The organism is Antarctobacter sp., from assembly GCF_965277915.1.
GTDB lineage: Bacteria > Pseudomonadota > Alphaproteobacteria > Rhodobacterales > Rhodobacteraceae > Antarctobacter.
Window position 1 is genome coordinate 1717083 of sequence record NZ_OZ255849.1, and the last position, 13845, is coordinate 1730927.

General features: G+C 63.7%; 13 protein-coding genes and 2 tRNA genes. 6 read left to right on the forward strand and 9 right to left on the reverse strand.

What is annotated here, in order from left to right:
* Positions 1 to 35: 35 nt before the first annotated feature.
* Both ACQY5B_RS09225 and ACQY5B_RS09230 read right to left on the reverse strand, forming a co-directional pair.
* Positions 36 to 986, reverse strand: coding sequence for a glycosyltransferase family 2 protein (locus ACQY5B_RS09225; protein WP_420325506.1), 951 nt, complete (start codon positions 984 to 986; stop codon positions 36 to 38).
* Positions 983 to 2710, reverse strand: a complete 1728-nt coding sequence (locus ACQY5B_RS09230) for a glycosyltransferase family protein (protein ID WP_420325505.1) — start codon at positions 2708 to 2710, stop codon at positions 983 to 985. Before ACQY5B_RS09230 ends, ACQY5B_RS09225 begins: the two co-directional genes overlap by 4 nt.
* Before the next feature lie 116 nt (positions 2711 to 2826).
* On the opposite strand from ACQY5B_RS09230, the gene tgt reads away from it, so the two are divergent.
* Together tgt and ACQY5B_RS09240 are read left to right on the forward strand one after the other, a co-directional pair.
* A complete protein-coding gene (gene tgt / locus ACQY5B_RS09235; RefSeq protein WP_420325504.1) occupies positions 2827 to 3954 on the forward strand; it encodes a tRNA guanosine(34) transglycosylase Tgt in 1128 nt (375 codons plus the stop codon).
* Between the two features lie 69 nt (positions 3955 to 4023).
* Positions 4024 to 4785 carry an NHL repeat-containing protein gene (locus tag ACQY5B_RS09240; protein ID WP_420325503.1) on the forward strand — a complete coding sequence of 254 codons (762 nt, stop codon included), beginning with the start codon at positions 4024 to 4026 and terminating at the stop codon, positions 4783 to 4785.
* 8 nt (positions 4786 to 4793) lie between these two features.
* Here the strand turns inward: ACQY5B_RS09240 and ACQY5B_RS09245 are convergent, their stop codons facing one another.
* The 3 genes from ACQY5B_RS09245 to ACQY5B_RS09255 are packed head-to-tail and all read right to left on the reverse strand — an operon-like array spanning position 4794 to position 7620.
* Positions 4794 to 5618, reverse strand: a complete 825-nt coding sequence (locus ACQY5B_RS09245) for an NAD-dependent epimerase/dehydratase family protein (RefSeq protein WP_420328673.1) — start codon at positions 5616 to 5618, stop codon at positions 4794 to 4796.
* A complete protein-coding gene (locus ACQY5B_RS09250) occupies positions 5612 to 6406 on the reverse strand; it encodes a glycosyltransferase (protein WP_420325502.1) in 795 nt (264 codons plus the stop codon). Before ACQY5B_RS09250 ends, ACQY5B_RS09245 begins: the two co-directional genes overlap by 7 nt.
* Entirely contained in the window at positions 6403 to 7620 is a 1218-nt protein-coding gene (locus ACQY5B_RS09255) for an NAD-dependent epimerase/dehydratase family protein (protein ID WP_305968339.1), read from the reverse strand. Before ACQY5B_RS09255 ends, ACQY5B_RS09250 begins: the two co-directional genes overlap by 4 nt.
* A 755-nt stretch (positions 7621 to 8375) precedes the next feature.
* On the opposite strand from ACQY5B_RS09255, the gene lon reads away from it, so the two are divergent.
* On the forward strand, positions 8376 to 10787 hold the full coding sequence (lon, locus tag ACQY5B_RS09260) for an endopeptidase La (protein WP_305968338.1): 2412 nt from the start codon (positions 8376 to 8378) through the stop codon (positions 10785 to 10787).
* Between the two features lie 91 nt (positions 10788 to 10878).
* Here lon and ACQY5B_RS09265 read toward each other — a convergent pair whose 3' ends face one another.
* Together ACQY5B_RS09265 and ACQY5B_RS09270 are read right to left on the reverse strand one after the other, a co-directional pair.
* Entirely contained in the window at positions 10879 to 11127 is a 249-nt protein-coding gene (locus tag ACQY5B_RS09265) for a hypothetical protein (protein WP_420325501.1), read from the reverse strand.
* 299 nt (positions 11128 to 11426) lie between these two features.
* Entirely contained in the window at positions 11427 to 11618 is a 192-nt protein-coding gene (locus ACQY5B_RS09270; protein ID WP_305968336.1) for a ferrochelatase, read from the reverse strand.
* 213 nt (positions 11619 to 11831) lie between these two features.
* Here ACQY5B_RS09270 and ACQY5B_RS09275 point away from each other — a divergent pair.
* Positions 11832 to 11906, forward strand: a tRNA-Val gene (locus tag ACQY5B_RS09275).
* Positions 11907 to 11965: 59 nt separating this feature from the next.
* Here the strand turns inward: ACQY5B_RS09275 and ACQY5B_RS09280 are convergent.
* On the reverse strand, positions 11966 to 12103 hold the full coding sequence (locus ACQY5B_RS09280; protein WP_420325500.1) for a hypothetical protein: 138 nt from the start codon (positions 12101 to 12103) through the stop codon (positions 11966 to 11968).
* Between the two features lie 264 nt (positions 12104 to 12367).
* Here ACQY5B_RS09280 and soxR point away from each other — a divergent pair, with 264 nt between their 5' ends.
* Both soxR and ACQY5B_RS09290 read left to right on the forward strand, forming a co-directional pair.
* Positions 12368 to 12874: a redox-sensitive transcriptional activator SoxR gene (soxR, locus tag ACQY5B_RS09285; RefSeq protein WP_420325499.1), complete on the forward strand. Its 507-nt coding sequence runs from the start codon at positions 12368 to 12370 to the stop codon at positions 12872 to 12874.
* Positions 12875 to 12902: 28 nt separating this feature from the next.
* Positions 12903 to 12978 (forward strand) — tRNA-Val (locus tag ACQY5B_RS09290).
* A 9-nt stretch (positions 12979 to 12987) separates the two neighbouring features.
* Here the strand turns inward: ACQY5B_RS09290 and ACQY5B_RS09295 are convergent.
* Positions 12988 to 13845: a tyrosine-type recombinase/integrase gene (locus ACQY5B_RS09295; protein ID WP_424975882.1), complete on the reverse strand. Its 858-nt coding sequence runs from the start codon at positions 13843 to 13845 to the stop codon at positions 12988 to 12990.

The window sequence follows — 13845 nt, forward strand, 5'->3', positions numbered from 1 at the left end:
CGTTTTCCGGCCTTTATTCGGGTCAATCCGCGCCGTCAGCCTGCATTGACCCCGGGAAAGTGCCGCGCGCGCAGCTGGCCAAGGTTCATCGTCCGGCGCCGCAGCAGTCCCTCAGCCTCCAGCCGGTCGCACAGGGCGCGGTCCGCCACGCAGACCTCGTCGAAGAAAGCGCGCAGCGCGGTCTCGCCGCCCGCCGCCTCGATGCCTCGGAACAACGCGTGGAGGTTGACCACATCGGCCTGCCGGACCTGGGGTTTCAGGTCCGCGCGGTAGGATCCCCGGGACAGGCGGAACCGGAAGGAGGCCAGGAAATGCTCCCAGCTGTGCGCGTGGAAATGGCCCAGTTCGATCCCGGTCAGGGGGACCTGTCCGGGGTTCTGTATCCCGTTCAGGATCACGTTGTGAATCCTGACCTGCAGACCCTTGGTGCCGGCGCGAAAGAACAGCTTGCCCGCAACATGGCTGAGGAAGCCGCCTGACAACTGCGGTCCCCAAGTTGGAAAACAGACCCGTGCGGCCCGCTGGCGGGCGCCCTGGTCGAGGTGGAAGGCCTTGAATGCGGTCTCACCCGGGGCGGTGCCGCTCCCCGGCGCCAGCGCCTCTACAGGGCGGATCCGGGCGCAAAGCGCGTCTGCGGGCAGCGCTGACAACTGCTCGCTCACCGGCGAGTCCGGCAGCAGGAATTCGTCGACGTCGATATGCGCGAGCCAGTCGACCTCTGGTTTGCGGTTGTTGGCGTGGCGCGCGTTGGCGGTCTGGCGCGCCTGGTGTTTATCGGGTCGGCCATTGCGTTTCGCCCACCAGGCGTCGTCGGTCTGAATCACGCGAATCTTCGGGTGCGCCTTGAGCACCGCAAAGGTCCGGGGCGCGTCGTCATCAAGGTAAAGATACACCCGATGTGCGCCGAGCTCGAGATGCCACGCGGCGAAATCCAGGATCGCGCGCATAGGTGCCTTGACCGTCGTGACGGTGCCCCAGCGGGTCACGGCAGCGTCCCGAAGACGCGCCGCACGCTGGCGTCAAAATCGAACTCATGCGCCAGAAGCATCCCGTGCCGCGACAGGCGGTCGCGCAGTTCCGGCGTATCGGCGCAGATCTCATCGAAGAAGGCGCGCAGGCCTGCTTCGCCTTCTTCGGCTTGCAGGTAAGACAGCAATTCGCCCTGTCCCATTTCGGGACGCGCGTCATTGGCCCGGTACGACCCTTTTTCGCGGCGAAAATCGAGGTGGTCTCGGAAATGGGCCCAATCGGGGGCGTGGAAATGCGCCAGGTAGATGCCGTCCGGTTTGATCCGGTTGGTGGCGTCCTCGCCCTTGTATTTCAGCGTGTGGATGCCCAGCCGCGTGTCGGGAATGCCGGGGCGGGCAAAGATTTTGCCGCCGGTATGGCTGAGGAAGCCGCCAAAGAGATGCAGCCCGAAGGTGGGGTAGATTTCCTGCAGCAGGGATTTCTTGATGCCCGCCTGCTTGTGCGTCAGCTTGAAATGTCGCGGCGGTCCGTCCTCGCGGGCCAGTGCCTCGGCCGGGGGGACGCGGGCGATGGCCTTGTCCTGCCCGACTCTGGCCAGGATCTCGGCCATGGGGCGGTTGGTGATCAGGAATTCGTCGTGGTCGATGTGCCCCAGCCAATCCAGTGTCTCGGACGTGTCGCGCAGGGTGCGGGTGGCATTGAAGGCCTGCCGCAACTGGTGCTGGGCCATACGGTCCCGACCGGAGGCTTGCCAATAGGCAGCGTCGCATTGCGTAACATGGATGCGGGGATGGCGGCCCAGGAATGCCGCCGCCTCCGCATCGGGTGCATCAAGATAGAGGTGCAGGGCCTGGGCGCCCATGTCGATGTGATGGGCGGCAAAGCGCGCGATCTGTGGCAGCGGCGCCTTGACGGTGCTGACAAGCCCCCAGCGCAGCGTCTCTGCGGTCTTGCGGGGACGCGCGGGCACGGGGGCGTCGTTGTTCCGTGGGCCGGCCTGGCGGTTGCGCCTCTCCTTGCGGGCGGCCATGACCGCGAGCCGGCGAAAGACGCCTGCGGGGTCGTGGATCAGCAGGTCCAGCAGGTGATGGGCGAGGGGGCGGATGACCGCGTCGCCCTCGGCCTCCTGCCAGAGACGGGCGATCAGGTTCACGTCCAGCCCGCCGCCCACCAGCGCATAGCTGTCCATCTGCAGCGGCAACTTGGCCTTGATGCGATCCGTGACCGGAAAGGGCTTTTCCGGAGGTCTGCCGCTGTAGAGGCGTTCGCTCTCGTAGAGTTTCATCATCCCGAACAGAGCCGTCAGGGCCAACCCTGTGCTGCGCTGGACCGGCGTCTCCCCGTGATCGCCGAATGTCGTCACGGCAGAGACCAGCCAGCGTGCGTCGAGCTGCGCCAGCAGGTGATCGCCCTGTTCCGCCCACATGCGTTGGAACAGGTGCGGCGCCTGTCCGGGAAAGGCCCGCTTGCGCAGGTGCGAGATGGTCAGACCGTGCAATACGGTCAATTCGCTTTGTCCCTGCAACTCTTCGCGCAGTTGAAAGATCTTGCGCTGCAGGTTGTCGGCAAAAGGTGGCGCAAACGGTCCCGGCGCCGGATCGGGCACCGGCGTCGCGGCCAGCGCGGCCAGATCGACATCGGAACCCGGCAAGCCGCCATTTCCCGGCAAGGGCGCGCGCCGGGCTTCGTACTGGTCCAGAACGGCCTTGATGCCGCCTTTGTAGGTGGGTGTCCTGCTCATGCCGCTACAGTGGCTTTGGGCGCGTGTCTGGGCAAGTGTCGGACCGGCGAAATCCGCGCACGGGCGGCGGCGATTGCATCTTTGTTCCGGCAGGCGAAGCGTGTAGAGGAGCGCGCATGGCACAGACATCCTTCGAGTTGACAGCCCGCGACGGGCGCGCGCGGCGTGGTGTGATCCGCACTCCGCGCGGCGAAATCCGCACCCCCGCCTTCATGCCCGTGGGCACGGCGGCCACCGTCAAGGGCATGATGCCCGAAAGCGTGGCCGCAACCGGGGCGGACATCCTTTTGGGCAATACCTATCACCTGATGCTGCGCCCGGGGGCGGAACGGGTGGCGCGCCTTGGCGGGCTGCACAAGTTCATGAACTGGGACAAACCGATCCTGACGGATTCAGGGGGCTTTCAGGTGATGAGCCTGGCGGACCTGCGCAAGCTGACTGAGGAAGGCGTGAGTTTTCGCAGCCATATCGACGGCTCGAAACACATGCTGACGCCGGAACGGTCGATGGAGATCCAGAAACTGCTGGGCTCGGACATCGTCATGGCCTTTGACGAATGCCCGGCCCTGCCGGCGGATCGCGACCGGATAACCCAGTCGATGCGCCTGTCGATGCGGTGGGCGCAACGCTCGCGCGATGCCTTCGGCGACCGACCGGAACATATGCTGTTCGGTATCCAGCAGGGCGGGTTGGAAGAGGACCTGCGCGGCGAAAGCGCCGAGGCGCTGAAGGCGATCGGTTTTGACGGCTACGCGGTGGGCGGCCTTGCCGTGGGCGAGGGGCAGGAGGCCATGTTCGGCTGTCTGGACTATGCGCCGGACATGCTGCCAGAGGACAAGCCGCGTTACCTGATGGGCGTGGGCAAGCCGGATGATATCGTCGGCGCCGTCAAGCGGGGCATCGACATGATGGACTGCGTGCTGCCCTCGCGTTCCGGCCGGACGGGGCAGGCCTGGACGCGGCGCGGGCAGGTCAACATCAAGAACGCGCGGCACGCGGACGATCCCCGGCCCCTGGATGAGCATTGCACATGCCCGGCCTGCCGGGGCTATTCACGCGCCTACCTGCACCATGTCTTCCGCTCGGGCGAGATGATCTCGGGGATGCTGCTGACCTGGCACAACCTGCACTATTACCAGGAGTTGATGCAGGGCATGCGCAGCGCCATCGAAGCGGGCGATTTCGCCGCGTTCGAGGCGGATTTCCATGCAAAGCGCGCCCAAGGCGACATCGAACCGGTCTGATCCAGCCTTCAAAACTTGAAGCGCGCGTCCCGCGTGCCATCCTTTTCCGAGTGATCGAGGGAGGGGATGATGCGTGTCTTGGGTCTGGTCCTGACGATATTTCTGGCAGGCAGTGCCAGTGCTGACCTGCGCCACCTCGAGACCTTTCCGGGTGTGCGGGCGGTAAGCCTTGCCTATGACGCGCAGGTCTGCGGTGTCTGGGTGGCAAGCGAAAGCTCGGACCTGGTGCTGCTCTCTCCAGCCGGGCGCGAGATCCTGCGGTTCGAGACCGACATGGGCTATGTCCGGTCGGTGACGGTGACCGATGAGGGCGTGCTGATCGCCAATGGCTGGGGGGATTTCCAGTGGGTCGACCGGACGGGGCGCGCATTGGAGGCGCCGTTTTCCCTGAGTGCGACGGTGCGCGACACCGAAGGCATGCATCGAGATGCGGATGGCACCTTCCTCGTGGTCGAGGACGACCCGTCGCGGCTGTTGCGTGTGGCGCCGGACGGGACGGTCCTGATGGAACTCTGGGGCGATGGCTTCGATCCGCCGATGATCGAGCCGCAGGGCGTCGCGCGGGATCCCTACTCGGGCAATATCCTGGTGGTGGACGACAACGAGGGGCTGAACGCCCTGTTCGAACTGGCGCCGGACGGGCGGGTGATTTCGGTCACGCCGCTGTCGCCCTGGGGTTATGACGCCGAAGGGGTGGCTTTGCAGCCGGAGACAGGGACGCTCTTCATCGGGTTCGATGCGGGGCAGGCGCTGGCGATCTTTGACTGGACCCCAACGGAGGTAACCATCGAGCACCCGCTGGAACGCGGGCCGCCTTGTTCCTTCATGTAAGGGGCCTGTCAGTCCCGGGGCAGCATCGCTGGCAGATCGGCGCGCAACCGGGCCATGCCGCCGGGGCTCCAGCCCAGCATGGGCAGGCGTTGGCAGACAAGCGGATTGACCGGCCGGTCGCTTGGCGGCGGCGGCGCGTGTGGGCAACCAGTGAGGTTTTGAACCGCGGTCAGCAGGTCGTGACGATCGAGCAGCAGGTCCGAAAGGTGGAAGGCCCCGCGCTCGGCGCTGCCTTGCAGCAGGTGTGCGGCGGCGACCAGATCGGCGCCGTGAACCTCGGTTCCGCGGCGGGGGGCGATGGGACGGCCGGCGAGGTAGTCGGCAAAGAGGTCCCGCCACTTGTGGTCCGGGCCGGGGCCGTAGACGCCCGTTGCGCGCAGGCTTTGCCCGATGAGGGGCATAGCAAAGAGATGTGCCTCCGCCACCGCCTTGACCTGCCCGTAAAGCGAGGCGGCATCGGGCGGTCTGTCCTCGGTAAGGGGCGTGGCATCCGGCGCGCCGTCAAAGACCGCCCGGGACGACAGGAACTGGATGCGGGTGACACCGGCCTCGGCCGCGGCATCGAAGAGGTGCCTCGTGCCGTCCAGGTTCGCCTGCAGGAAACCGCGCGGGTCGTCGCCCTCGCCGCCGCGATAGCGGCCCGGAACGTGGGAAAACGCGGCATGGATCAGGGTATCGACACCTGCCAAATCCGGTGCCGGGCCGGTCAGATCCCACGGCCGAAACCCATGGCCGGGCAGGGCGCGGCGCCCCAGAACCGTGACCGGGCCGGGAAGGCCCGCCAAGAGAAAGCGGCCCACAAGGCCCGAGGCACCGGTCAGCGCGATCATGATGGGTTTGGCAGAGCGTCGAGGTCGGGAGTCTCGCCCGCCGCATAGGCGCGCCAGAGCTCGATCAGCGGGCGCAGTCGATCAACCTTGGCGTGGTCCTGCCAGGGCTTTTCATACTGGAAATGCAGAACCTTGATCGACCCCCAGTTCCAGAGTTCAGGCATGTTGAACCAGGCATATTGCAGCGTGTTGAAGGTAACGGGCAACCCATGCCAGTCGGGGAAGAACGCTTGCAGAAAGGTCTGGTCCGTGCGGCGCCAGAAGGCGCCGGGGGTGTCGAGCCGGGCCAACATGGCGTCGAAGGTCGCCTGCGACGGGCGGGCCGTGAAAACGCCGGAGTTCAAGCGGTGCAAATCGGCCAGGGTCTGGTACAGGTTTGGCGCGGCGCAGAACTCGGGGTAGTCAAAAAGCTTGTCGATGTTCCGCAGGACCAGCGTATCGGCGTCGAGAAAGACCACCCGATCATAGTCCAACTGCCAGACGCGCAGCTTGCAGAAATTGTCGAGCGGCGTGTGAAAGGCCGGCTTTTCGCCCTTGGTAAAGGGGGCGGCGCCGTGCAGGGCCTCGCGGGCGTGGGCGGCGTTGAGAGCCTCCGATGTGGGCAGAAGTTCAGTTTCCACCAGCCGCGCGCCAAGGGCGGTGAGCGGTGCAAGCGACTCGGCAGGCACGCCGCCAGTGTACAGGACGACGCGGTCCGCCGCTGTCCCGCTGGCATTAAGAGAGTGGAGCAAGGCCTTGGCGCCCAACGCGAAATCCGCGTTGGTCACCAGTGTCACATACGCGCGCTTCACGATACGGACCGCAGTGCCTTGCCTTCGGGGTCATGATCGACCTTGGCCGCGATGTCCTTGGTCCAGGCGGATACGGCGGCAACGCGAGAGCGGTCGATGCGGTGGGCGTATTTCTTGGCCACGTCCACGACCTCGGACAGAAGGCCCTCGGCCAGTGTCGTCGGGTTCAGACCCAGGTCCAGGAACTGGTCGTTCTTGACGATCAGGTCGTTCTCCGGCGCTTCCTTGCGCGGGTTGGGCACGTATTTCACCTCTGCCCCGGTCAGCCCCGCCACCTTCTCTGCCAGGTCTCGGACGCGGTGCGTTTCGGTCATCTGGTTGAAGATCTTGACGCGGTCGCCCCGGTCCGGTGCGTCCTTCAGCGCCAGTTCGATACAGCGCACCGAGTCCTGGATATGGATGAAGGCGCGCGTTTGCCCACCCGTGCCATGCACCGTCAGCGGATAGCCGATCGCGGCCTGGATCAGGAAACGGTTGAGCACCGTGCCATAGTCGCCGTCATAGTCGAAGCGGTTGATCAGCTGTTCGTGGCGCCGGGTCTGGTCGGTATGGGTGCCCCAGACGATGCCTTGGTGCAGGTCGGTGATACGCAGACCGTCGTTCTGGGCGTAGAACTGGAACAGGATCTGATCCAGGCTCTTTGTCATGTGATAGACCGAGCCGGGGCGCGTCGGGTAGAGGATTTCCTGTTCTTTCGGACCCGTGGGTGTGTCGATGGTCACGTCCAGGTAACCCTCGGGGATCGGCGCGCCGACCGAGGAATAGCCGTAGACCCCCATCGTGCCGAGGTGCACCAGATGCGCGTCTATTCCGGATTCGACCATCGCGGCCAAAAGGTTATGGGTCGCATTGGTGTTGTTGTTGACGGTGTAGACCTTGTGGCGGTCGGTCTTCATCGAATAGGGCGCGGCGCGCTGCTCGGCGAAATGGATCACCGCCTCGGGGCGGGTTTCGCCAAGCCACTGTTTCAGGCGCTCATACTCCTTGGCGAGGTCGAGCAGGTGGAAATGGATCGTCTCTCCGGTGACCTCTTTCCAGATGCGGCAACGCTCCTGGATCGAATCCATCGGTGTCAGTGACTGGACGCCCAGTTCTGTGTCGATCCAGCGCCGGGACAGGTTGTCGAGGATGTGCACTTCGTGCCCCTGGGCCGAAAGATGCAGACAGGTGGGCCAGCCGACGAAGCCGTCGCCGCCAAGGATCGCGATACGCATCTGGGGTCTCCTCATGGATGTTTTCGCGCGTTCAAAGCCGCATTAACGGTTGGCCCTAGGGTGCACAACCGGGGAAGTAAAATGAAGCTTTCTTGACAATTGCTGTCATAAGAAGACCTTTCTGCCCTTGAAAGTCATTTGTTTTCAAGGGTGGCAGGCGAAATTGATACAGGTGTGATATCGGCGGATCACCGCCGTCCGTCAGATCGGGCGGGGTAGGCGGCCATTCGGCGGAACGCCCTGAACAGCAGGTTCGCGACACTCGTGTCCGGTGATCGTCGCCCGCGGCGACGAGAGGCAGGCTCATGGACACCAATCTTTGCCCCCAGCCGCAGGGTGGATGTTTGCCAGGTCGTTGAACGCGCCCTACAAGGATCACGAGCGGCCTTAGCGATCCCTAGAGCGGGGGGCAGGGCATTGTCCGGAATCCCGTCCGTGTTCGTCGAGACCTCGCGGCGCAACTTTCTCCCCGATGGTGGTTGCTGTGGCCTTCCGGGCACGGGCAGAGTTTCCTGGATTGGGAAAGGCCGGCGTTTTTCCGGGAATTCTCCGCAGATAGCAGCCGTGGCACGGGGCGAGGTCGCGATGGGCGCTTGCACACCGGGGGGCGTAGGGCCATGCTGCCGATCCAGGGTCAGGGGTGTGCGTGCTTGAATTCCGGTGCAGCGACCCCATCTTTGACCCTCATGACCGGAGGCGACCTCAAGCTGCCGCGAAGCGGGGCAGGGACGTCTTGCCAAGAACAGGACACGAGCATGAAACAACCCCTCAATCCTTCCTACCCGGTGCTGCCGCTGCGCGACATTGTCGTGTTCCCGCATATGATCGTGCCGCTCTTCGTGGGGCGCGAGAAATCCGTGCGTGCGCTGGAAGAGGTGATGAACGACGACAAGCAGATCCTGCTTGCCAGCCAGATCGACCCGTCCGATGACGATCCGGACACCAGCGGTATCTACAAGGCCGGTGTGCTGGCCAACGTCTTGCAACTGCTGAAACTGCCCGACGGCACCGTCAAGGTGCTGGTCGAAGGCCAGAGCCGTGTGCGCATCGACGAATACATCGAAAACGAGAAGTTCTTCGAAGCCAAGGCCGAGCACCTGACCGAGATGCCGGGCGACACCGCTTCGATCGAGGCGCTGGTGCACACGGTTGCCGAAGAGTTCGAACGGTACGCCAAGATCAAGAAGAACATCCCCGAAGAGGCCCTGTCCGCCGTGGGCGAGGCCAATGACGCCGCGCAACTGGCCGATCTGGTTGCCGGCCATCTGGGTGTCGAGGTCGAGCAGAAACAGGAACTGCTGGAAACGCTTTCGATCAGCGAGCGGCTGGAGAAGGTATACGGCCTGATGCAGGGCGAACTGTCGGTCCTGCAGGTCGAGAAGAAGATCAAGACCCGCGTCAAGTCGCAGATGGAGAAGACCCAGCGCGAATATTACCTGAATGAGCAGATGAAGGCCATTCAGAAGGAGCTGGGCGACGGCGAGGACGGCGAAGGCGAAATCGCCGAGCTGGAAGAGAAGATCGAAGCCACCAAGCTGTCGAAGGAAGCCCGGGAAAAGGCCGACGCCGAGCTGAAGAAGCTCAAGAACATGTCGCCGATGTCGGCCGAAGCGACCGTGGTCCGCAACTACCTCGACTGGATGCTGAGCATTCCGTGGGGCGTGAAGAGCCGTGTGAAGAAAGACCTGAACAAGGCGCAGGAGATCCTCGATCACGACCACTACAGCCTGGAAAAGGTCAAGGAGCGGATCGTCGAGTATCTCGCCGTTCAGGCACGCTCGAAAAAGCTCAAGGGGCCGATCCTCTGCCTCGTCGGGCCTCCGGGTGTCGGCAAGACCTCGCTTGGCAAATCGGTTGCCAAGGCCACGGGACGCGAGTTCATCCGCATCTCGCTGGGTGGCGTGCGGGATGAATCCGAGATCCGCGGCCACCGCCGGACCTACATCGGTTCGATGCCGGGCAAGATCATCCAGGCGCTGAAGAAAGCCAAGACCACCAACCCGCTCATCCTGCTCGACGAGATCGACAAGATGGGTCAGGATTTCCGTGGCGATCCGGCCAGCGCCATGCTGGAGGTTCTGGACCCCGAGCAGAACGGGACATTCGTGGACCACTATCTCGAGGTGGAATACGACCTGTCGAACGTGATGTTCGTGACCACGGCCAACAGCTACAACATGCCGGGGCCGCTTCTGGACCGGATGGAGATCATCCCGCTTTCGGGCTACACCGAGGACGAGAAGATCGAGATCGCGCGGCGGCACCTGCTGGACAAGCAGGTCAAGAACCACGGGTTGAAGGCCAAGGAATTTTCGATCACCGACGGCGCGCTGACCGACATGGTGCGGTACTATACCCGCGAGGCCGGTGTGCGGAACCTCGAACGCGAGATCGCCAAATGCGCGCGGAAGGCCGTGACCAAGATCGTCAAGAAAGAGACCGAAGTGGTCGAAGTGACCTCTGACAACCTCGACGATTTCCTGGGCGTGCGGAAATTCCGCTATGGCCTGGCCGAAGAGGAAAACCAGGTCGGTGTCGTCACCGGGTTGGCCTATACCTCGGTCGGTGGGGATCTCCTGCACATCGAGGCGCTGAAATTGCCGGGCAAGGGCCGGATGAAGACCACCGGCAAGCTGGGCGACGTGATGAAGGAGTCGATCGACGCGGCTTCGTCCTATGTACGCTCGATCGCGCCGGAAATCGGGATCAAGCCGCCGCGGTTCGACAAGATGGACATCCACGTCCACGTTCCCGACGGCGCCACGCCCAAGGATGGTCCCTCGGCTGGTCTGGCTATGGTGACCTCCATCGTCTCGGTCCTGACCGGGATTCCGATCCGCAAGGACATCGCCATGACCGGCGAGGTTTCCCTGCGCGGCAACGCCATGCCCATCGGCGGATTGAAGGAAAAGCTGCTGGCGGCCCTGCGCGGCGGGATCAAGACAGTTCTCATCCCCGAGGAGAACGAGAAGGATCTGGCTGAACTGCCGGACAACGTGAAAGACGGGCTGGAGATCATCCCGGTCAAGCACGTCTCCGAGGTGCTGGACATTGCGCTGGTCGGCAAGCCCGAGCCGGTGGAATGGGACGAAGCGGCCGAGGAAGCGGCAGCCGCGGCATCCGCGAAGAAAGCCGAAGATTCGGTGGCGGGCGCAACCGCGCACTGATCACATCGGCCACAATGCCTGAAAATGGGAACGCGCGGTGGACCTCCACCGCGCGTTTTCTTTTTCCCAATAGGGGCTGAAGAGCCCGTCGTTATTCAGGGTAGTAATAGCTGTGTCCGCCCCCGCCGGAATGAACCGCCGTCGCGATGATGATCAAGAGCATCAGCGGTATCAGCAGTGCCGCGCCAGAGGACGTGGTGCTTAGTTCGGCGCTTTGCGACGAAACGATCATGTCGTTGCGCAGTTGCTCAGGGCTCATCTTGGGTGCGGGCTTGCCTTCGGCCACGGCGGCATTGGCCACCGACAGGCACAGCGCGGTGGTGAGTACGAGTTTTTTCATCTTTTTCCCCGTGATTGGTTCAATAAACAGTCAACCGCATATGCAACCAATGCACCCGAAGGCGCTGTGTTTAGTCTGCGCCTTACTGACGTTGGGGCAAGACGAAAATTCATGCGAGGCAGTCCGACGCGGCCAAGATGCAACATCTCCGGACAGCCAAAAGAAAAGGGCCCCGCAGCCATGCTGCGAGGCCCTTGTCCCCGGTTGGTCCCGTATTGGGTTCGGTATCGTCCCCGCGTCCCCCGGCCAAGCCCTCACGAAAATTCCGTGAGAGCGCGGCGCCCCGGGCTATGGGTACCTTACTGTGTGGCGGCCACGCCAAAGACCACGATGGTCATCAGCGCAAGCAGCATGCCGGCGCTGCTGCTGGTCTGTTGCGTCTCTTCGACGACGACCGGCGGTGCGACATAGGGGGTTTCATAGCTTCCGGCGATCGACGTGGTGGTCGTTGCAGCGATCAGAAGACTTGCGGCAGCAATTGTCTTTTTCATGTGAGTCTCCAAACCCAAGTGGCAGATTGGGAAACCCTGCCTTGGAGATTCGCTGCAAGTCAAGCAACCCACGGGCATCCTGTTGTTTTCGCGCATCGACTGTGCTGATGCTGCCTCGGTGGGCGTCCGGCCCGGGACGGTGGCAAGAGGGGTATTTTTTGCGTGCCAAGCCTCTTGCGCAGGGCTGCGCTTGTCGGTAATAGGTCCGCCACCGGGTGATTAGCTCAGTGGTAGAGCGCTTCGTTCACATCGAAGATGTCGGGAGTTCAAATCTCTCATCACCCACCAGGTTTCTTGGAAAGCGCGCCGTGAATGGCGCGCTTTCCTGCTTTTCGGGCCACCTTCGTTCACCCGGCTTTCTGCCGGTCGGACAGGGTTTGCAGGTTGTCGGTCAGGCGCATCGCGGCCAGTTCTTCCTGCACTTGTTGGCAAAGTGGTCCGCACCGCGGGGCAGGGGCCGTGAGGCGGGCAAGGAAACCCCTCATGACGGGCCTCCTTGCTCAAGATCCTCCGGGCGCAGGCCGACATCCCGCAACAGGCGCGGATCGGCGCGCAGACGCGCCTGTCTGCGGCGGTCTGCGCCGCGGCGGAAAAGGCGGGCCATCCGGTCGCGCCAGCGGGTGGGGTGCCTGCGGGACTGGCGCCTTTCATCGATTTCTCTGAGGGCTTGGGCGGTCATTGCGGTTCTCCTTGCAGATTCGGTTTGTTTCCCTAGGCTGCTTCCTCAAGTAAACTTGAGGTCAAGAAAAATGTCCGCAAACAGTGGCCCGCGCCGCGTGCGCAGCAACGACCTGACCGTCGGGGAAATGGCGCGCCGAGCCGGCGTGGCGGTTTCGACCCTGCATTACTACGAGTCCGAGGGGTTGATCCAAAGCTGGCGGACGGAGGCCAACCACCGCCGCTACGATCGCCGAGAACTGCGCCGCGTGGCGGTGATCCGGATTGCCCAGACCCTTGGCATTCCGCTCGCCCAGGTGCGCGAGGTGCTGGCGCAGGTGCCCTCGGACAGCACGGTACGCAAGGCCGACTGGCAGGGGGTGTCCGAGATCTGGCGCGAAGAGATCGACCGCCGGATGGAGCTTCTGGCGCGGTTGCGGGGGCAGTTGGATCATTGCATGGGCTGCGGCTGTCTGTCGTTGGAAAACTGCCCGCTCTACAATGCGCAGGATCGCCTGGGTGACAACGGCGCGGGCCCGCGTCGCTGGCTCGGAGAAGAGGAAGAACGCGAAGCGCCACCAGACCCACTTGCGCCCTGAGCGTTCCTTCGCTAAATCGCCTTCTGCCGGGTGATTAGCTCAGTTGGTAGAGCGCTTCGTTTACACCGAAGATGTCGGGAGTTCGAGTCTCTCATCACCCACCATGTTTTCAACTACTTACGCGGCTTTTGCGAAGTGCGTGCCGGTTCGATGAACTCAAGGACCTCGGCGGCGCCCGCAAGGTGTTCTGGCATAAACCGCGCGTAAGTCTTGTGCGTGATCGCGATGTTGGAATGCCCAAGGTATTGAGAAACTTCCTCAATTGGCCGACCAGCCGTCAACATCCGGACGGCGACGGTGTGTCTGATCTGGTGGATGTGGATCTCGCCCAGGCCCGCGCGTTCCAGCGCTGCGGCATAGCCGGTCCGGATGGACTTGATGCGCTTCCCCGCCCACTCGACGACATGATCGGTCAGCCGGGCAGGGTAGGCAGATTCCAGTGCGGCGCGCGCCATGCGATTCATTGGTACGACAGCCCGTCCTTTCCTGGTGACGCCATCCGGCAGGCGCAGGTCGATCACGCCACGGTCGAAGTCGATCCGTGACCATTCCAGATCGAGGACGGCGCCGACACGCGCGCCTGTCGTCAGCAGGAGGACCACCGCAAGCCGCACATGGGGAGAGCCACAGCCATCCAGCAGCGCGCGGATCTGGGCGTCTGTCAGGGGTCGCACGTCGCTGTCCGGTTTGGGCGGCAGTTCGATATGGGGCGCGCGGTCGATCACGCGGACCTTGGCGGCCCAGCGGAGCGCAGATCGCAGGTGTCCCAGCTCGGTATGCGCGGACCCGATCTTGCGGCCGGCGGCCAGGCGGTCCCGCAGGTAGGCCCGGCAATCCTCGACGGTGATCTGATCGGGGCGTAGCGCGCCGAACGCAGGCAGGATCGCCTTGCCGGTGTAGCCCATCGTCTCGGCGGTTTTCTTGGACCCGAGGTGAATGCGATAAGCTTCCCAGATCTCTGCCACTGTCAT

Bases quoted from the DNA above. Each gene is read 5' to 3' on its own strand.
- ACQY5B_RS09255 (WP_305968339.1), bottom strand. From the start codon at position 7,620: ATGCGTATCGCGATCCTTGGCGGCGACGGCTTCGTCGGCTGGCCCACC.
- soxR (WP_420325499.1), top strand. From the start codon at position 12,368: ATGTCCGCAAACAGTGGCCCGCGCCGCGTGCGCAGCAACGACCTGACC.
- ACQY5B_RS09270 (WP_305968336.1), bottom strand. From the start codon at position 11,618: ATGAAAAAGACAATTGCTGCCGCAAGTCTTCTGATCGCTGCAACGACC.
- tgt (WP_420325504.1), top strand. From the start codon at position 2,827: ATGGCACAGACATCCTTCGAGTTGACAGCCCGCGACGGGCGCGCGCGG.
- ACQY5B_RS09295 (WP_424975882.1), bottom strand. From the start codon at position 13,845: ATGACAGTGGCAGAGATCTGGGAAGCTTATCGCATTCACCTCGGGTCC.
- lon (WP_305968338.1), top strand. From the start codon at position 8,376: ATGAAACAACCCCTCAATCCTTCCTACCCGGTGCTGCCGCTGCGCGAC.
- ACQY5B_RS09265 (WP_420325501.1), bottom strand. From the start codon at position 11,127: ATGAAAAAACTCGTACTCACCACCGCGCTGTGCCTGTCGGTGGCCAAT.
- ACQY5B_RS09230 (WP_420325505.1), bottom strand. From the start codon at position 2,710: ATGAGCAGGACACCCACCTACAAAGGCGGCATCAAGGCCGTTCTGGAC.
- ACQY5B_RS09240 (WP_420325503.1), top strand. From the start codon at position 4,024: ATGCGTGTCTTGGGTCTGGTCCTGACGATATTTCTGGCAGGCAGTGCC.
- ACQY5B_RS09280 (WP_420325500.1), bottom strand. From the start codon at position 12,103: ATGAGGGGTTTCCTTGCCCGCCTCACGGCCCCTGCCCCGCGGTGCGGA.